The sequence below is a fragment of the Domibacillus sp. DTU_2020_1001157_1_SI_ALB_TIR_016 genome (assembly GCF_032341995.1).
GTDB classification, from domain to species: Bacteria; Bacillota; Bacilli; order Bacillales; family Domibacillaceae; genus Domibacillus; species Domibacillus indicus_A.
The window spans coordinates 557,724-575,081 of sequence record NZ_CP135438.1; the positions used below are offsets into that span (position 1 = coordinate 557,724).

12 protein-coding genes and 1 pseudogene are annotated in these 17,358 nt (G+C 43.3%); 5 read left to right on the plus strand and 8 right to left on the minus strand.

The features are described from left to right. Positions 1-46 precede the first annotated feature (46 nt). Both RRU94_RS02675 and RRU94_RS02680 read right to left on the minus strand, forming a co-directional pair. Positions 47-1,051 (minus strand): TAXI family TRAP transporter solute-binding subunit, encoded by a 1,005-nt coding sequence (locus tag RRU94_RS02675; protein ID WP_315691700.1) that lies wholly within the window; start codon positions 1,049-1,051, stop codon positions 47-49. A 145-nt stretch (positions 1,052-1,196) separates the two neighbouring features. Further along, positions 1,197-3,197: a TRAP transporter permease gene (locus RRU94_RS02680; protein ID WP_315691927.1), complete on the minus strand. Its 2,001-nt coding sequence runs from the start codon at positions 3,195-3,197 to the stop codon at positions 1,197-1,199. Between the two features lie 439 nt (positions 3,198-3,636). Between RRU94_RS02680 and RRU94_RS02685 the strand changes: the two genes are divergently transcribed. Together RRU94_RS02685 and RRU94_RS02690 are read left to right on the plus strand one after the other, a co-directional pair. Continuing rightward, positions 3,637-4,134, plus strand: coding sequence for an RNA-guided endonuclease InsQ/TnpB family protein (locus RRU94_RS02685; protein ID WP_315691701.1), 498 nt, complete (start codon positions 3,637-3,639; stop codon positions 4,132-4,134). A 194-nt stretch (positions 4,135-4,328) separates the two neighbouring features. After that, a pseudogene (locus RRU94_RS02690) lies at positions 4,329-4,517 on the plus strand (MFS transporter); the annotation flags it as partial. Between the two features lie 181 nt (positions 4,518-4,698). On the opposite strand, the gene RRU94_RS02695 reads toward RRU94_RS02690, so the two are convergent. The 4 genes from RRU94_RS02695 to RRU94_RS02710 form a co-directional block, all read right to left on the minus strand. Continuing rightward, positions 4,699-5,658, minus strand: a complete 960-nt coding sequence (locus RRU94_RS02695; protein WP_315691702.1) for an aldolase catalytic domain-containing protein — start codon at positions 5,656-5,658, stop codon at positions 4,699-4,701. Positions 5,659-6,164: 506 nt separating this feature from the next. Continuing rightward, positions 6,165-6,806 carry an NAD(P)-dependent oxidoreductase gene (locus RRU94_RS02700; RefSeq protein ID WP_315691703.1) on the minus strand — a complete coding sequence of 214 codons (642 nt, stop codon included), beginning with the start codon at positions 6,804-6,806 and terminating at the stop codon, positions 6,165-6,167. A gap of 371 nt (positions 6,807-7,177) precedes the next feature. Continuing rightward, positions 7,178-8,626: a DHA2 family efflux MFS transporter permease subunit gene (locus RRU94_RS02705; RefSeq protein WP_315691704.1), complete on the minus strand. Its 1,449-nt coding sequence runs from the start codon at positions 8,624-8,626 to the stop codon at positions 7,178-7,180. 39 nt (positions 8,627-8,665) lie between these two features. Next, entirely contained in the window at positions 8,666-9,244 is a 579-nt protein-coding gene (locus RRU94_RS02710) for a TetR/AcrR family transcriptional regulator (RefSeq protein WP_315691705.1), read from the minus strand. A gap of 446 nt (positions 9,245-9,690) precedes the next feature. Here RRU94_RS02710 and RRU94_RS02715 point away from each other — a divergent pair, with 446 nt between their 5' ends. The 3 genes from RRU94_RS02715 (at position 9,691) to RRU94_RS02725 (ending at position 15,343) form a co-directional block, all read left to right on the plus strand. Next, positions 9,691-12,078: a glycoside hydrolase family 3 N-terminal domain-containing protein gene (locus RRU94_RS02715; protein ID WP_315691706.1), complete on the plus strand. Its 2,388-nt coding sequence runs from the start codon at positions 9,691-9,693 to the stop codon at positions 12,076-12,078. Between the two features lie 88 nt (positions 12,079-12,166). Then, positions 12,167-13,498 carry a prolyl oligopeptidase family serine peptidase gene (locus RRU94_RS02720; RefSeq protein WP_315691707.1) on the plus strand — a complete coding sequence of 444 codons (1,332 nt, stop codon included), beginning with the start codon at positions 12,167-12,169 and terminating at the stop codon, positions 13,496-13,498. Positions 13,499-14,191: 693 nt separating this feature from the next. Further along, on the plus strand, positions 14,192-15,343 hold the full coding sequence (locus tag RRU94_RS02725) for an RNA-guided endonuclease InsQ/TnpB family protein (RefSeq protein ID WP_315691708.1): 1,152 nt from the start codon (positions 14,192-14,194) through the stop codon (positions 15,341-15,343). A gap of 191 nt (positions 15,344-15,534) precedes the next feature. Here RRU94_RS02725 and RRU94_RS02730 read toward each other — a convergent pair whose 3' ends face one another. Both RRU94_RS02730 and RRU94_RS02735 read right to left on the minus strand, forming a co-directional pair. Continuing rightward, positions 15,535-16,356 (minus strand): carbohydrate ABC transporter permease, encoded by an 822-nt coding sequence (locus RRU94_RS02730; RefSeq protein WP_251272552.1) that lies wholly within the window; start codon positions 16,354-16,356, stop codon positions 15,535-15,537. A 1-nt stretch (position 16,357) separates the two neighbouring features. Beyond that, positions 16,358-17,314: a carbohydrate ABC transporter permease gene (locus RRU94_RS02735; RefSeq protein WP_251272553.1), complete on the minus strand. Its 957-nt coding sequence runs from the start codon at positions 17,312-17,314 to the stop codon at positions 16,358-16,360. Positions 17,315-17,358 lie beyond the last annotated feature (44 nt).

The following is a 17,358-nucleotide window of genomic DNA, read 5'->3' on the forward strand; positions in this document are numbered from 1 at the left end:
AAATGAAGTCGACAGGCCGCAGTGCAGCCTATCGACTAAAAGGTGTTTACTTAGAAACGCCTGCTTCTTCAAAATATTTAGCCGCCCCTGGGTGCAGCTCCATATCGCCTAAACCTTCAAGAGCCGTTTCCGGTGTAATAAATTCTCCTTTGGCGTGAGTGATTTGATCGGTGTTTTCATAAAGCGCTTTTGTCATTTCGTACACAAGATCTTCATCGACGTCTTTTGATGCTACAAGCATAGCTTTAACAGCAACCGTTTTTACATCTTCCTTAATTTTATAAGTTCCGCTTGGGACTGTGTCTTCTGCATAATATGGATACTTTTCAACAAGCTCCTGGATTTTATCGTCAGCAATCGGGATGATCACGACGTCATTTTGTGCTGATAATGCTTCTACTGCACCAGTAGGTGTTCCAGCTGTGATAAACGCTGCGTCAATGTTTCCAGATTGAATCCCGTCCGTCGATTCATCAAAAGAAAGATTTTGGGCTTTAATGTCTTTGTCCGACATTCCATGAATCTCTAACACCTGCATGGCATTAATGTAAGCGCCTGATCCAGGTGCTCCGACAGAGACCGTTTTTCCTTCCAAATCTTCAACCGATTTGATGCCGCTTTTAGCGGTTGTCACAAGCTGCACCGTTTCCGGGTATAGGGAAGCGATCGCCTGGATATTATCAATCGGGTCTCCTTCAAACATTTCTTTTCCTTCAATGGCGTAAGCGGCAATATCTGTTTGAGAAAAAGCCAGCTCTGCTTCTCCGGCCCGCAATGTTTCCATATTCTCTGCAGAAGCACCGGATGTCTGCGGAGTGATATTTGCATCCGTTTGATCGGAAATAATATTAGCGATTTGCCCGCCAAGCGGATAATAAGTCCCCCCTGTGCCGCCCGTCAGCAAGCTTAAATCCTGGCTTGCGCTTCCACCGCCTCCACTTCCTTCACCTGTGTCAGCCGTGCCGCCGTCGCTGCTTTCACCACAGGCAGCCGTGATGGCCGCCGTCATTAAAACCGTGCCGAACAATACGCTAAAACGAGATTTTTTCATACATACATCCTCCCTTTTTTTCCTTAATCACAGCAGTACGAATGGAATAAACCTTTCTTATATATAGAGAAGAGCAGGAACAAGCAAATCTTTTCACTTTGTTTTCCTGTCTTTGATTGAGCAAAAATGGCTCGATCATAGCCGTTTATTTGACTTTTGGGTAATCTGCTTCGGACTTGTCTTGAAAGGCGTTTCCGCCCCCTTTGTCCTGCTTCCATAAATATTGTAAGGCCAGCAGTGCGCCAAACATCACTAACCCTGTAATGTCAGAGATGGTTTCCGGGTAAATAAGCAGCAGTCCTACAATGCAGGCGGTGATTCGTTCCAGCCAGTGCATGTTTCTCATCCAGTGGCCGATCACACCGGCTCCGATGGCAATCATGCCAATCATTGCAGTCAGCACAACCCAGACGATCTCTCCCCAGCTCGTATTGATCATTAACATTTCAGGTGAAAGAACAAAAATATATGGGATAATAAAAGCGGCAATGGCCAGCTTGGACGATTCAATCCCGGTTTTAATGGGTTCTCCTCCCGACACGCCGGCTGCGGCAAAAGCGGCCAGTGCTACAGGCGGTGTAATATCGGCGATAATACCAAAGTAAAACACAAACAAATGAGCAGACAAATCGGGTACACCGAGTAAAATCATCGCCGGTGCTGCAATTGTAGAAGTGATGACGTAGTTCGCGGTTGTCGGTGAACCCATCCCGAGTACAAGCGCAGCAATCATCGTCAGGATAAGCGTAGGGATTAAGTAGCCTCCTGCAAGATCAATTAAGCCATTGGCCAGTTTTAATCCCAATCCTGTTTTTGTTACAATGCCTACGATAATTCCAGCTGCTGCCGTCGCAGCCGCTACAGCAAGGGCTGTGCGTGCTCCGTCTACGAGTGCATGCACAATATCAACAGCTTTCATTCCCCCATCTTTATTAATAAAGCCAACAATAATGGAAATGACAATTGAATAAAGCGCGGCATGCGTAACGGTTATATTAGACATCAGCAGCAAAATAATTGCGATAATCGGAATGAGTAAATACACTTTCCCGAATACTTCTTTTCTGCTTGGCATCTCTTCTTTTGTCAGCCCGCGCAGCCCAAGCCGTTTCGCTTCAAAGTGGGTCATAATCCAAATGCCCGAAAAGTACAAAATCGCTGGGATGGCAGCTGCTTTGGCAATATCCCAGTATGTAATGCCGTTTCCGATAAACTCAACCATCAAAAAAGCGGCGGCACCCATAATAGGCGGCATCAGCTGCCCGCCTGTTGAAGCCGATGCTTCTACAGCTCCAGCGAATTCTTTTTTGTAACCAAGGTTTTTCATCATTGGAATCGTAAAAGCACCCGACGTTACCACATTCGCAACAGAGCTTCCGCTGATGGTTCCTTGAAGGGCACTTGAAAAAATTGCTACTTTCGCAGGCCCGCCGATGCTTCTGCCGGCAATGGCAATGGAAAGATCATTAAAATACTGTCCAACGCCTGTCCGTATTAAGAACGCGCCAAATAATAAAAATAAAAAGATAAAAGTAGAGGAAACGGCTAGCGGTGTGCCTAAAATTCCTTCTGTTGTGAAAAACATCGTTTGAACCATACGTTCCAGGGTCAATCCGCGGTGAGACAAAAAGCCTGGCATGTACGAGCCAAAAAGTCCATAAAGCATGAAAAGGAGCGCAATGATCATAATAGGCAGGCCAACGGTTCTCCTTGTTGCTTCTAGTACAAGTACAATCGCTGTCAAGCCGACCGCGAAATCCAGCGGCTCGAGACGGCCGACACTCATCACCAATTCTTCGAAACGGAGCGGCCAATACGCACCTACACCGATGCTTAAGATAGAGAAAATCAAGTCGTACCAGGCTACCTGGAGCTTTCCTTTTTGCCTCTTTTTTCGATTAGCCGGAAACAGCAGAAAAATTAAGGAAAGGGCAAAGCCTAAATGCACGGTTCGCTGAATTTGAGCCGTGAAAACACCAAAAACCGCTGTATAAAGCTGAAACAGGGAAAAAGCCAAAAGGCCAAAAAAAGCAATGTACCCGAGCAGGCCGGTTAATTTTCTTGTCCCTGCTTCTGGATCATATTTTTCGAGCAGCTTCTGTTGTTCTTCTTCTGATAAATAGCTTGCTTCATGCTTGGTTGTCAATTCTACTTCACTCCATTCCTCCGTTTCACTTTGAAACTTTTTTTCTTTCACTTTTTGAAAATCAAAACATTTCTTACAGTTTTAACTATAGTAGAACCGAAATGAATTAATCCTTTTTTTGTCATATTTTCTTCCATACTTTAGTTATTCATTTTACGTAGTAACTCTTAAAAATATTCCTCTGACTTTTATGTACGGGATGAAGCTGTTATGCTGCGAAGTAGAATTTTTCATAATAGAAACATAAGCAGGCTGTCGTTATTGACTCTCCTCTTGGGGGAGGCTTTATCGCATTACCGGCCAGAAGACTCCTTCAAATTGCTTTGCAATTAGTGGGAGATGAATGGCCGCTTTTTTTTGTGTGTTTGCTGCTTAGCGGTTGAAACATATGTTCCCTTTTCGGCATACTATATTTGTTAAATACTGGAGGTGAATCGAGATGATGCTGAATTACCGCTTCGAAATTTTTCCGAATGAGGAACAAAAAAGCACCCTTCATTCTTGGGTCAACCTCTGCCGCCAGCAGTATAATTCCGCTCTTCTCGATAAACAAAGAGCCTATCAAAAGAATAAGAAAAACCTGACTAAATCTGACCTCAGTGCCCTATTAACTCTATCTAAGAAGCATCATCCATATCTTAAAAAAGTGCCTTCTCAGCCTCTTCAGGAAACATTGGACAGGCTGGGAAAAGCGTTCGATCAATTCTTCAAAAGGGAAGCCCGCTATCCTAAGGTGAAAAAACATAAAGACTACCACTCTATAACATTTACACAGTTTGGCATGAGTAAACAAAAAGATAAAAAAGGAAAGATTCACACTGTCCGGCGGGCCGTTTCCTTTGGAAAAGGGGGAAAGCTGCTCATTTCTAAACTGGGTTTATTAGAATATCTGCCTCCACCGGAAACTCGATGGCAAAGTAAAACAGGTCATTATTAAGCGCCAGAATGGGCGCTGGTTTGCTATTTTTTGTGTCGAAAGACAGGCAGACGTCGATGAAGCAGGAAAATCAATAAAGTTAGAGCATGTTTATTCATGCCTCTGACAGAGATGCTCCATCAAATTGTGCAGCAATTAGTTGGAGAGGTTCACAGTATGAACTGTACAATTCTTGATAGAAAGGGCAGAATGGGATGCGAAGTTATAGAATGGTGTTAACCATTTTATTGATGAATTTATTTATTGCATTTTTGGGGAGCGGTCTTGTGGGGCCGGTAACGCCTACTATCATGAACGAGCTGAATATAAACGGGGCGATCGTCGGTTATATGGTTGCTGCGTTCGCAGTAACACAGCTTATAGCCTCTCCTTCAGCGGGAAAGTATGCTCTAATTGCTTACGAGTGTGATCCAGAAACGTATTGAGAAAGTTATTGTAAACCCGTGAGGAGGCTACGGCGGCCCGAGGCTTATTTAGTAGAAATGAAAATTCGTATTTTAAATTGAAAAGCAAAAAAGGCCGGGAAGCAAAATGCTTCCCGGCCTTTTTTATAACGCATAAAGATTATTTAGATGTTGGCGCAAGGCTCGCTTCCGGAGACGTGACATTGTCGTAGAACTGAACATATTTATCACGGTCTTCACTGTTACGGTATGCCATTGCCACACGCGGATGTTCGTTTAAAACGCCTGAGATCATGTAAGGGATAATGTAGCCCCACTCCCATTTCTGGCGCATTTCCAGCATATGGTCTTCAATCACTTTTAATACAGGCTTCATTTCGTAGCTTGGTTTTTGAATATGGCTCACAAGAAGTTCTGTGTTGCAGTTTCCTGCTGCGCGTCCCATGCCGTATACAGAAGAATCAAGGAATGTTACACCATTGCGCAGGGCTGTTAATGTGTTGGCAAATGCCAGCTGCATGTTATTGTGAGTATGAATGCCAAGCTGTTTGTTTGGAATCATCGATTTGAATTTTTTCACCTGATGCTCAATGTCAGCAGGGTCCAAGCTTCCAAATGAGTCTACAATATAAACCACATCAACCGGGCTTTGTTTTACCATTTCAAAGGCTTCGATCAATTGATGTTCAGGTACACTTGATAGTGCCATAATATTCAAAGATGTTTCGTAGCCCAAGTCATGGAACATTTGTACAAGCTCCAAGCCTTTATCTACTTCACGGATGTAGCATGCTACCCGGATCATATCCAGAGGGCTTTCTTCACGCGGAAGAACGTCATTTGGATCAACACGGCCAATGTCAACCAGCGCAGACAGCTTCGTGAATTTTTTCTCCGGTAGAATTTCTTTTAAAAAGTTATCATCAAGAAATCTCCACGGATTAGGTTCAGTCGCATTTAAAAGTCTCGCGGAATTTTTATATCCGATTTCCATATATTCAACACCTGCTTCGCTCAAACCATTGTATAGGTCTTGAACAAATTCAATGCTGAAATCCCAGTTATTAACTAAACCGCCGTCACGAATTGTACAGTCGATAATCTTGCTGCGTTGTTCCATAGTCGTCGTTCCTCCTGTTTCTTCTGTTAAAGCATATTTACTTTCGCGCTTTTATGCTTTTATGCTTTTATGTGATAAAGTATCTTGTTATGTTTATATCATGTTTTCCATTAGACTGTCAATACTTTTTTCAATATTTGATGCTTTTCGTCAAAAATCATCTGGTTTTTTCCTTTTTCCCCGTTTGTTTCTGCTATTGTATCCCAAGGGTGCTCTTCTGTATATAGAAAACGGGGATTTAACGAAACGAATTCTTTATCGCTGCCTCCCCTATGCTTTTAACTTCTCCAGCGACGTCCCAAAATAATCCGTGATGATTTTCTCATTCAAACAGCTGTAAATACCATCCATTTTCCTTTTACTTCTGCTGTCCAACTCACTTTCGTCCCCATAGAAAAAGCACCTTTAAGTTAATTCAGGGATCCCATACCTGTTTTCAACTTAAAGATGCTCATTTGTTCTGCCTTGCAGAATGATCAGCTAAATAACCTTATTTCACAAAGCGATTATTCAGATTCCCCTACAACTGAGAAACGTGCATTTACATGCTCTGGATTTTCCATTTCATCTAATACAGCAATCGCATAGTCTGCATAGCTGATGTAGCTTTCACCTTTTGCATTTAAAATCAGATTGTCCTGACCTTTTTGGTACGTACCCGTACGCTTGCCTGCCGGGTCAAAGAATCCAGCTGGGCTGATGTATGTCCACGTAATACCGCTTGTGTGTTCCAGTTCAGCCAGGTTTTTTCCCATATTCACCGCTGTTGGAAGATAGGCTTCTGGAAAATCAGGTGTTTCGAATACCCGGACTGTTTTTGCTTCATCTACGAATAAGCTGCCGGCACCCCCTACGACAACTAATTTTGTTTTCGGTGCGCCTTTTAGCGCTTCAATCAGTACCTGGCCCGCCTCCACATGCAGATGCTCTTCGCCTGGAGCGGCATTAAAGGCATTCACAACTACATCAAATACCTTTATATCCTCTGCTTTCAAATTAAAAATGTCTTTTTCGATGACGGCTGCTTTTTCATCTTGTACGTTTGAAGCGTTGCGGACAATAGCGGTTACTTCATGTCCTCTTGAGACCGCTTCTTTTAAAATGAAACTTCCCGCTTTCCCACTTGCGCCAATTACGCCAATTTTCATCTTTTTTCCTCCTGAGCTTATCATATATTTGTAACAATTTAAGTTACATATAAACTAAAAAAAGAAACTGCATAAAGCAGTGATTCGTTCTATTTGTAACTATAAATGTTACAAATAGAAAAGTCAACTATTGCTCCTTCTTTTTTTACATATCTTCACACGTAAAGAGTACGGATGTTTTGAGAAAAGCCGATAAGGCGCAGGTCGCGTGGCTTCCCTATCGTCTCTTTTTAAGAAGCGATATTTCCCGAAAAGCCTCCTGCCCGTTTTGGACAGTGAAAGCTCTCATAAAAAAAGACTGACGACAAAGTCGTCAGTCTCAAAGCCGTCCAACGGCCGCTTTTTGCGCTTTAGGAAGATTCGTAAAGCATTTATCTGTTTGATTCTGCCTGCTTAAAGCCAACAGTCTTAAGGAAGAAAGCAAGAACCAAACCAATGACAGCCAGGATCAAACCGAAAGTAAAAGCGTTTTGCACGCCTGCGGTTAACGCTTCTCCAATCACAGACGGGTCCGCTGGGTCTTTTACATTCTTCATGAAATCAAGCTGTGCCGAAGACATAATCGTAATTGCTACGGCTGTACCGATCGCTCCAGACACCTGCTGCAACGTGTTCATCAACGCGGTTCCATCCGGATACAGGTTTTTTGGCAGCTGATTTAAGCCGTTTGTCTGAGCCGGCATCATAATCAAGGAAATACCGATCATGAGAAGAGAATGCATCACGATAATCGCTAACATAGATGTTTCCGTTGTCACACGGGATAAGCTCCATAAGGTAACAATGACAAGAATAAACCCCGGAATTACCAATCCCTTTGGTCCGTATTTATCAAAAATACGACCTGTCAGCGGAGACATTAAACCGTTCAGCACTCCGCCCGGCAAAAGAACAAGACCGGCTGTAAAAGCTGCTAATCCCAGTCCTGTCTGCAAGTATAAAGGCAGCAGGATAGCGGAAGACAAAATTACCATAAAAGCGATAAAAACAATGAAAAGCCCAAGGGTAAACATCGGGTATTTAAACACACGCAAATCAATCATTGGCTGCTCCATTTTAAATTGTCTAAGGGAAAATAAAACAAGCGCCACACATCCAACCGCAAGAGCAGTCATTACGATAGAGCTCGACCATCCGTCTTCGCCGGCTGTACTGAAGCCGTAAACAATGCCTCCAAAACCAAGAGAGGATAAAACAACAGAAACGGCGTCAATTTTCGGCTTTGTAATCGTAGATACGTTTTGCATATACACCATGCCAAAAAACAGCGCAAACACTAAAAACGGCAAAGACAGCCAGAAAATCCAGTGCCAGGTTAAGTTTTCAATCAATAAACCAGAAATCGTAGGCCCGATGGCCGGAGCGAACATGATTACCAAGCCCATCAGCCCCATTATGGCGCCTCTTCGATGAATAGGGAAAATCAATAAAATTGTGTTAAACATGAGCGGCAGAAGCAGGCCTGTTCCAAGCGCCTGAATGACCCGCGCCACCATCAGTATGCTAAAGCTGGGTGCTAATGCCGCTATGAGCGTTCCGATAATCGAAAAAAACAAAGCTGCCATAAACAGCTGCCTTGTGCTGTACCATTGCAGCAAAAGGCCCGTCACCGGAACTAATATCCCCAGTGTTAATAAGTAGCCCGTAGTCAGCCACTGGATCGTTGCAGATCCTACATTGAACTGCTGAATCAAATCTCCAAGCGCCATATTAAGCGCTGTTTCACTAAATAACCCAATAAATCCCGCGATTAAGAAGGAAATTAAAATAGGGGTCGTTTTCACATTTTCTTGTTGCTTTGCTGCAGTACTTGCTGCCATCTATCCATTCCTCCCTTTAAAGGCTAAGCCTTCTCCAAATTACCCGCTTTTCTTAGTCAGTAACATCGGTATCTGCTCCGCGATCACACGAAGAGGCTTATTACTCTTGGCTGTAAGAGAAAGAAGAATGCCTCCTTCTATGACGGCAAGAATGATGATACCAAAATCCTCTGCCTGCTTTTCACTGTACCCAGCCTTTATGAACTTTCTAGAATACGTTTCCTTCCACTCTTCAAATGCTGAATGACAGGCTTTTCGAATAGGCTCGCTCGTCGAATGTTTTTCAGATGCGATCGCCCCGATTGGAAATCCAACCGGTTCTTTTTCATCCCGCATTACCTTGGCTAATTCGCAAATATGGTCCTGAACAGCTTTGATTGGATCTTCAGTTCGCTCGAACACTTCTTCAATAAAACCAATCACCACGCCCTTTGTATGACGAATGGCTTCAACAGCCAGCCCTTCTTTTCCCTCGGGAAAATAGTGATAAAGCGATCCTTTTGGAATCCCGCTTTCTTTCAAAATGTCATTAAGGCCAACTCCGTCATATCCACGCATACGAAACAGCCTGGAAGCTGTTTCAATCAGCATCCCTTTCGTATTGAGCTTTTTGGTCATAGTTCACCTCTTCACATATTAAACCGACCGGTCTAATATAATGCATTATTTTACATTTGTCAATGTAGAAAACTTCATTAACTTATTTATTACCTAAATGCTCAAGTCGGAGACGAACCGTTTATTTAAAATGCAGAAGAAGAATTTTATTCAAAGCTTTGTACATATTTGCTTGGGATGGCTGCTGTTTAACAGAGGATCATAGAACTCGTTAAGCGGTTAACAGTTTATGAAGCATATAGCGGCCTGCCCGTTCAAAACAACTATAACAAAGCGGAAAAGCAGGCAATATATCCACTTCTTTTTTCCTAGCAGCTTAAAAAATTGCAGATAATCATAAGAAAGTTTAGAAAGGCTTCCTGTTTTAAAGCGCTACACTGAGAAAAAGCCAAGTTATCTTATTTTGTGAAAGCGCTTCAAAAAATAAGGATTGAGGGGGATAAACGGTGAAAAAACGTTCAAAGAAAGACACAGGTAATAAATTAGTAGTTGCTGTACTTGCAAGCGGGCTTCTTCTTTCTAGTACTAGTCTTTATGTGTCCGCCTCTGAAACAATCTCTACTGATCAAATACAGCAAAAAGAAGGGTTTGTTAAAGCCGCAAATACGGTTCCAAAACTGGTTAATGCAGAGTCAATCGATGCGGTTATAAACGCTATGACCCTGCAAGAAAAAGCCTTTTTATTGGTAGGCGGCAATAAAGGAGGGTTAACTTCTGAAAATGGAGAAGTAATCGGCGGCCAATCAACCAAAGTACCGGGTGCTGCCGGCCAAACACAGGCCATTCCGCGTTTAGGTATTCCAGCTATCGTATTGGCAGACGGCCCAATGGGTGTACGGATTAGTCCAACGAGAGAAAATGATGCAAAAACATACTACGCAACGAAGTTTCCTTCTCCAACGGTTCTGGCCTCTACCTGGGATGCTGATTTGGTAAAAGAAGTCGGAGACGCGACTAGTGAAGAAATGAAGGCCTATGGGATCGACCTCCTTCTTGCTCCCGGCATGAATATTCAAAGTTATCTACTGAATGGAAGGAATTTTGAATATTTTTCAGAGGATCCGGTAGTTACGGGTAAACTAGCCACAGCTTTCGTTAATGGTGTAGAAGAAAATGGTGTGGGCACAACGATTAAACATTTTGCGGCTTTCAATCAGCGGACAAACAATAACGGAAATATGATCGTCAGTCAAAGAGCATTACGGGAAATTTACTTAAAAGGATTTGAAATGACAGTAAAAGAAGCGAAGCCTTGGTCGATAATGGATTCCTACAATAAAATTAATGGCACATACGCAACCGAAAACAAAGAATTACTAACAGATGTGTTACGAAACGATTTTGGCTTTACTGGATTTGCGATGACAGACTGGGAGTTTGCCGACCGGGACATCGTCAAGCAAATGGAAGCAGGTACAAACCTGTTAATGCCAGGAAGAGCAGCGCAATCAGAAGCTATTATCGCTGCAGTTGAAAGTGGGCTTTTAGATGAAAAAATTCTAGATCGAAATGTTAAAGAAATTCTTCAAATTGTTGTGCAGTCCCCTACCTTCAAAGGAGCAGAGCCAACAAACTCACCAGATCTTGCAGCGGGAGCAAAAGTAGCGAGAACGGCAGCTGCCCAGGGAATGGTGCTTCTGCAAAACAAGAATCAGGCTCTCCCTATCAAAAACAATGTAAGCGCTTCTTTATTTGGTGTCCCCGTTAGTGAAATCAACACCGGCGGAAGAGGAAGTGCTCTCGTTTATGCGCCTTATCAGCTTGGCATTGCAGAAGGATTGCGAAATGCCGGCCTGACGTTGAATGAATCTCTGCTTACAAAATACGATCAATATGCAGCAGATTTACGGAGCCAGGATGCGTACAAAGGAACACCGGGCACTTTCGGTTCTGTTGGACCTAAGCTTCCTGAGATGGATATTACCGAGGATGTGCAAACAGCAGCAGCCAACACGGATATTGGAATTGTTGTGATTGGCACTGCTCCTGGTTCTTATGCTGTCGATCGCGCCAAAGAAGATTTTTATTTGTCTCCTTCACAAAAAGAAATGGTAGAAAAAGTGTCCAAAGCGTACCGCGATCAAGGCAAGAAAGTGATTGCTGTCTTAAACGTAGAAGGTCCTGTTGAAGTGGAAAGCTGGAAAGAAAAAGTAGATGGCATCCTTCTTTCCTGGCAGCCGGGGCAGGAGCTTGGAAACGCTGTTGCGGATGTTTTGACTGGCAAAGTAAATCCATCTGGTAAACTAGCTCAAACATTCCCGGTTGATTATACCGATCTTCCGTATGCGGACCGCTATCCTGGCTCACCGGATGGATTCCCTTATGAAGAGGATATTTATGTTGGTTACCGCTACAATACTACCTTTAATGTAAAACCTTCTTATGAATTTGGCTATGGCTTGTCTTACACTACATTTGCATACGACAAAGTGAAAGCCACAAAGAAATTTAAAGACACACTATCTATTAGTACGACCGTAAAAAACACTGGAAAAGTACCAGGAAGAGAAGTAGTCCAGGTATACGTGTCTGCGCCTGACGGAAAATTAGAGAAGCCTTCTCTAGAGCTGAAAGCATTCACTAAAACGGCCGAACTGAAGCCAGGAAAAAAAGAAAAAGTAACGTTTGGACTGGGTGCAAAGGATTTAGCATCATTCAGTGAAGAACTTTCTGCCTGGGTGCTTGAAAAAGGCACGTACACCATTCAAGTGGGCGCTTCTTCTGAGGATATTAAAGACACAGCCACTTTTACAGTTGCAGAAGATATCATTGTTGAAAAGGTCAGTGATGTACTGGAACCCGGAACAGATATCGACCGTCTTTCAAAAAGGTAACGACTTTCCATGAACGCAAGTAATCATTAGCAGCAGAATTTTATAAAAACGCTTTCAAAATTGATGCGAGTAAAGGTGGCTAAAGGATATGTTAAAAAAAATGAAAACACAAGCAAAAACAGCCATGATCTCTACATTAGCAGCAGGCGCCCTGCTTTCTTACAGTACAGGAGCAGCGGCTCAAGAAGTAAAAACACAGCCGGCTTCTTACCAGACTGTTACAGAAATTAAAGATTGGGGAGCAGTCAACACAAAACTAATTGTCGATTTAGGAAGATCTGTTCCAAAAGGTTCTATCACACCTGATACATTTTCTGTGAATGTAAAAAGAAGCGATCACCGCTTAAAAACACCGTTTTTGGAGGAAGGCAGCCGGAAGATTACCAATGTTTACGTTTCAGATAAAAAAGGTAATCCTGCCGTTAAAACAGGCAGATACGCCGTTCTGGAAATGGAAGTAAGCCCAGCAAGCTCTTTGAGTTCTGCTCTAAACTACGATGCAGCCGGAACAGGATTTAATGACTGGACAGAAAATAAATACACCATTACGCAGCAAAAAGATATCCAAACAAACGCTGGAGTCATTTCGGGTTTGGTTATTAACCAATTTGCGGGAGAAACAAAAGAGCTTGTAGAGGATTTCTCTACCGGCCAAGCCACATATAATCATATAACACTATCCTATGCGAACTACGCTCCCGAGAAAGACAAAGAGAAAAATCCGCTGATCATTTGGCTGCATGGTGGCGGTGAAGGCGGTACAGATGGTACGATTCCGCTGTCTGCAAATAAAGCGGTTAACTTTGCCACAGAAGATATTCAAGACCATTTTGACGGAGCGTACGTTTTAGCACCGCAGGCACCGACTTACTGGATGGATGGAATCACTGGCAGAGCAGACGGAACATCCAAATATGAGGAAGCGTTGATGGCGTTAATTCAAGAACAGGTGGCTGCTAACCCAGATATTGATCCAAGCCGAATTTACATTGGCGGCGCTTCTAATGGAGGATATATGACCATGCTGATGACGCGGGATTACCCTGGGTACTTTGCAGCGTCATTCCCGATATGTGAAGGGTTAAACGACTCACTTATCTCTGACGAGGACATTCAAAGCATGAAACAAACACCAACTTGGTTCGTGACGGCAGAAAATGATACAATATTGCCCCCTTCTCTTAACACAGTGCCAACGTATGAGCGCTTCGTTGCTGCTGGAGCGGAAAATGTTCACCTGTCTTTATTTGAGGATGTCCATGATACGTCTGGTTTGTATACGAATGCAGATGGTACACCGTATCAGTATAACGGTCACTGGTCATGGATCTATGTATTTAACAATGAAGTAGATACCGTAATAAACGGAAACACGACTACCCTCATGGATTGGCTGGCTGACCAGTCTCTTCAAAACTAAAAATCGAACTTTGTGGCAAGATTCACTTTTTGTGAACTTGCCATTTTTATGTTTTTCTTAAATGTTTAATGTGCTTTAACAACATTCCCTGAACTAAACGGCGAAAAAGACCCATTAGCAATGAAGACTGCGCCAAAGCATGATTTGCAAAGGATCATAAAGAGGAAATCGAAAAAAGCCGCTTTTTCACTAGCAGCTTTCAGACTATAGACAAATTACACGGATAACCATGCACATGAAAAGGATCGATCGGCGGCGTCCAGGCAGCTCCGCTTTCCATGGGGCAGGCGCTGCCTGGACGCCGCCAAGTGGCTCGAGACAAGATTGGATAGAGCGAATAAGGTCGTATCTTTCTGTTTAAAAAGGAGAAATGTCTAGTCAGTCTTTGTTTATTGCTCTTCAACACCATTTAGTGAAGCCGAGGAGGCTCCCGCATTGCCCGCGGAACGCGAAGTCCGGCAGGCTTCACTTATCGGCTCTTCTTTAAAAACGAAAGATTTTGTCTACGTATTGAAGCCGCTCTTTTACTAGCGGCTTTTCCTTTTATCGCATTACAAGCCAGAAGACTCCTTCAAATTGCTTCGCAATTAGTAGAAGATGAATGGCCGCTTTTTTGTGTTTGTTACCTAGCAGTTGAAACATACGTTTCCTTTTTGATATACTTTATTTGTTAAATAATGGAGGTGAATCGAGATGATGCTGAATTACCGTTTCGAAATTTTTCCGAATGAGGAACAAAAAAGCACCCTTCACTCATGGGTCAGCCTCTGCCGCCAGCAGTATAATTCCGCTCTTCTTGATAAACAAAGAGCCTACCAAAAAAACAAGAAAAACCTGACTAAATCTGATCTCAGTGCCCTATTAACTCTATCCAAGAAGCACCATCCATATCTCAAAAAAGTTCCTTCCCAGCCCCTTCAGGAAACACTGGACAGGCTGGGAAAAGCGTTTGATCAATTCTTCAAAAAAGAAGCCCGCTACCCTAAGGTGAAAAAACATAAAGACTACCACTCGATTACATTTACACAGTTTGGCATGAGTAAACAAAAAGATAAAAAAGGAAAAATTCATACTGTCCGGCGGGCCGTTTCCTTTGGAAAAGGAGGAAAGCTCCTCATTTCGAAGCTAGGCTTAATAGATATCCGCCTCCACCGGAAACTGGATGGAAAAATCAAGCAGGTAATCATTAAGCGCCAGAACGGGCGCTGGTTTGCTATTTTCTGTGTCGAAAGACAGGCAGACCCGCCGCAGGCTGTCCATCAAGCCTCTAAAACAGCCGGTATTGATGTCGGCATTAAGAAATTCTCCGTTCTGTCGAACGGAGAAGAAATTCTACACCCGGGCTTTCTCCGCAAGGAGGAGAAAAAGCTCAAGCGTGCCCAGAAGAAACTTTCGAGAAAGAAAAAAGGCTCTTCAAACTGGCAAAAGCAAGTGGCCAGGCTGCAGAAGCTTCATGCCAAGGTGGCGAACCAGCGAAAGGATTTCCTGCATAAAACAGCGTTTCGCCTGGCAAGTACCTACAGCGTCATTTGTGTAGAAGATCTGAACATCCGTAATCTGGTGAAAAACCGGAAGGTGTCCAAGTCAATTCATGATGCAGGGTGGGGAATGTTCCGCCAGTTTCTGGCATATAAATGCGAGCGCAATGGCGGCCAGCTAGTTAAAGTGAAGCCTTATTTCACCACCCAGGACTGTTCGAACTGTGGAAAAAGAGTGAAAAAATCTCTTTCCATTCGAACGCATGTCTGTCCGGATTGCGGCCTTGTACTTGACCGTGACCATAATGCCGCCTTGAACATTGAAAAAGCCGGGCTGGCCCAGATAGGACTCATTCCGGCAATATAATTCCTTTACACTGTAGGTCGAGGTCCCGCCCGAACAGTATAAAACAACGCCTGTGGAGATGATGTAAGACCCTGTTCGGAAGAATAGGGCAGATATCGGTGAAGCAGGAAAATTAATGAAGTCAGAGCATATTTTTTTATGTCTCTGGCAGAGATGCTCCATCAAATTGCGCAGCAATTAGTTGGAGAGGTTCACCCTTTTACTGACCCGGCCAGCAGGCCTCTCACAAAATACTTCCCGAGAAGAATATAAACCAACAGCGTAGGCAGTGCAGCCAGCAGCGCTCCCGCCATTTGAACATTCCACTGGACAATCTGGCTTCCCGATAAGTTTTGCAGCGCGACCATAACCGGCTGCTGATCAGCGGTTGTAATGGTAACCGCAAATAAAAATTCATTCCAGATGTTTGTAAACTGCCAAATGGCCACTACGACAAATCCTGAGACCGACAACGGAATCATAATATGCCGGAACACGCCAAGAAAGTTAGCTCCATCAATTTTGGCAGATTCAATCATTTCATCGGGAATATTCACATAAAAGTTTCGAAACATCAGCGTGGTAATCGGGATGCCATACACAACATGAACAAAAATCAGCCCGGGTATAGAGTTATACAGCCCCGCTTCTCGTAAAAACTGAATCAGCGGAATCAAAATACTTTGATAAGGGATAAACATACCGAACAGCATAAGAGTAAATAAGATCTCCGACCCTCTAAACCGCCACTTCGAAAGTACATACCCGCTCATCGCCCCTAATAAAGCAGACAGCAAAGTAGCTGGTATAACGAGATAAAAAGAGTTCATCAAGTTTGGCGCAAGTTTGGAAAAAGCTTCTCCATAGCTGCTGAAATCCAACGAGGATGGCAGCGTCCACATTTGGTCCAGCGTAATTTCATCCAGCGGCTTTAAACTCGTAATGATCATAACATAAACCGGCATCAAAAAGAATAAGCTGACCGCAATCAGCACGAAGTAGCTGGCCGGTTTTGTAAACGCCCTGATGACCATATTACGCTTCCCCCTTTCGGCTGTTTAGTAAGTATGGAACGATAAATATGGCAACACTGAGAAGCATAATAATCGCAATCGCAGCTCCGTTCGCATAATAATTACCCCGGAATGTTGTTTCAAACATATAGACACCTGGAACGTCCGTTACAAAGTTTGCACCAGGACCTGTCATCGAATAAATCAAATCAAATATTTTTAAGGAAATGTGCGCCATGATAATAATGACACTCACTGTAATCGGGCGAAGCTGGGGCAAAATAATCTGCCGGTAAATTTGAAATTCAGAAGCCCCATCCATACGGGCCGCTTCTTTTGTTTCATCCGGGATCGCCCGAAGCCCTGCAATATACATAGCCAGTGAAAACCCGGTCATTTGCCAGACAGCCGCAATCCCTACGGCAATCAGCGCAGCCGGCAGGCCAAATTCAATCTGTCCCCATTGAAAGCCCGCTAAAATGTTGGTATCTGTGTACCACTTAGGTGTAATCCCAAATGTGTTTAAAAATAAGTTAATTCCCGTTGAAGGATTTAATAACCACTGCCACACGACGCCGGTCACAACAAACGACAATGCCATAGGGAAAAAGAAAATATTTCTGAAAATGGATTCTCCTTTTAGCTTTTGATCAAGCAGAATAGCCAGTGACAGCCCGAATAAAATCACCAGGCCGATAAAGAGAATCGTAAAGAAGAGAGTATTGCGTAAATCAGCTTGAAAACGAAAATCACTGAATAAATACATGTAATTTTTCAAGCCGGCAAAAGAGAAATCAGGAATAAGGGAATTCCAGTTGCTCAGTGACACATATCCTGTCCAGCCGATAAATCCATATACAAAAATGACGATCAGCAAAAAAGAAGGCAGCAAAAAAGCAAGCGCCATCCATTGGTCAGAGGAATAGCTTTTTTTAGACACTTTTTCTCCCTTGGCTGTTTCTTTTCTTACTGCTTCCATAGTAGATGCCTCCTTGTAAAGAAAACCCCCCGTACGGAGGGTTT

Excerpts from the sequence above, each read along its gene's own strand:
- RRU94_RS02675 (WP_315691700.1), bottom strand. The coding sequence starts at position 1,051 with ATGAAAAAATCTCGTTTTAGCGTATTGTTCGGCACGGTTTTAATGACG.
- RRU94_RS02685 (WP_315691701.1), top strand. The coding sequence starts at position 3,637 with ATGATGCTGAATTACCGCTTCGAAATTTTTCCGAATGAGGAACAAAAA.
- RRU94_RS02695 (WP_315691702.1), bottom strand. The coding sequence starts at position 5,658 with ATGGAACAACGCAGCAAGATTATCGACTGTACAATTCGTGACGGCGGT.
- RRU94_RS02700 (WP_315691703.1), bottom strand. The coding sequence starts at position 6,806 with ATGAAAATTGGCGTAATTGGCGCAAGTGGGAAAGCGGGAAGTTTCATT.
- RRU94_RS02705 (WP_315691704.1), bottom strand. The coding sequence starts at position 8,626 with ATGGCAGCAAGTACTGCAGCAAAGCAACAAGAAAATGTGAAAACGACC.
- RRU94_RS02710 (WP_315691705.1), bottom strand. The coding sequence starts at position 9,244 with ATGACCAAAAAGCTCAATACGAAAGGGATGCTGATTGAAACAGCTTCC.
- RRU94_RS02720 (WP_315691707.1), top strand. The coding sequence starts at position 12,167 with ATGTTAAAAAAAATGAAAACACAAGCAAAAACAGCCATGATCTCTACA.
- RRU94_RS02725 (WP_315691708.1), top strand. The coding sequence starts at position 14,192 with ATGATGCTGAATTACCGTTTCGAAATTTTTCCGAATGAGGAACAAAAA.
- RRU94_RS02730 (WP_251272552.1), bottom strand. The coding sequence starts at position 16,356 with ATGGTCATCAGGGCGTTTACAAAACCGGCCAGCTACTTCGTGCTGATT.
- RRU94_RS02735 (WP_251272553.1), bottom strand. The coding sequence starts at position 17,314 with ATGGAAGCAGTAAGAAAAGAAACAGCCAAGGGAGAAAAAGTGTCTAAA.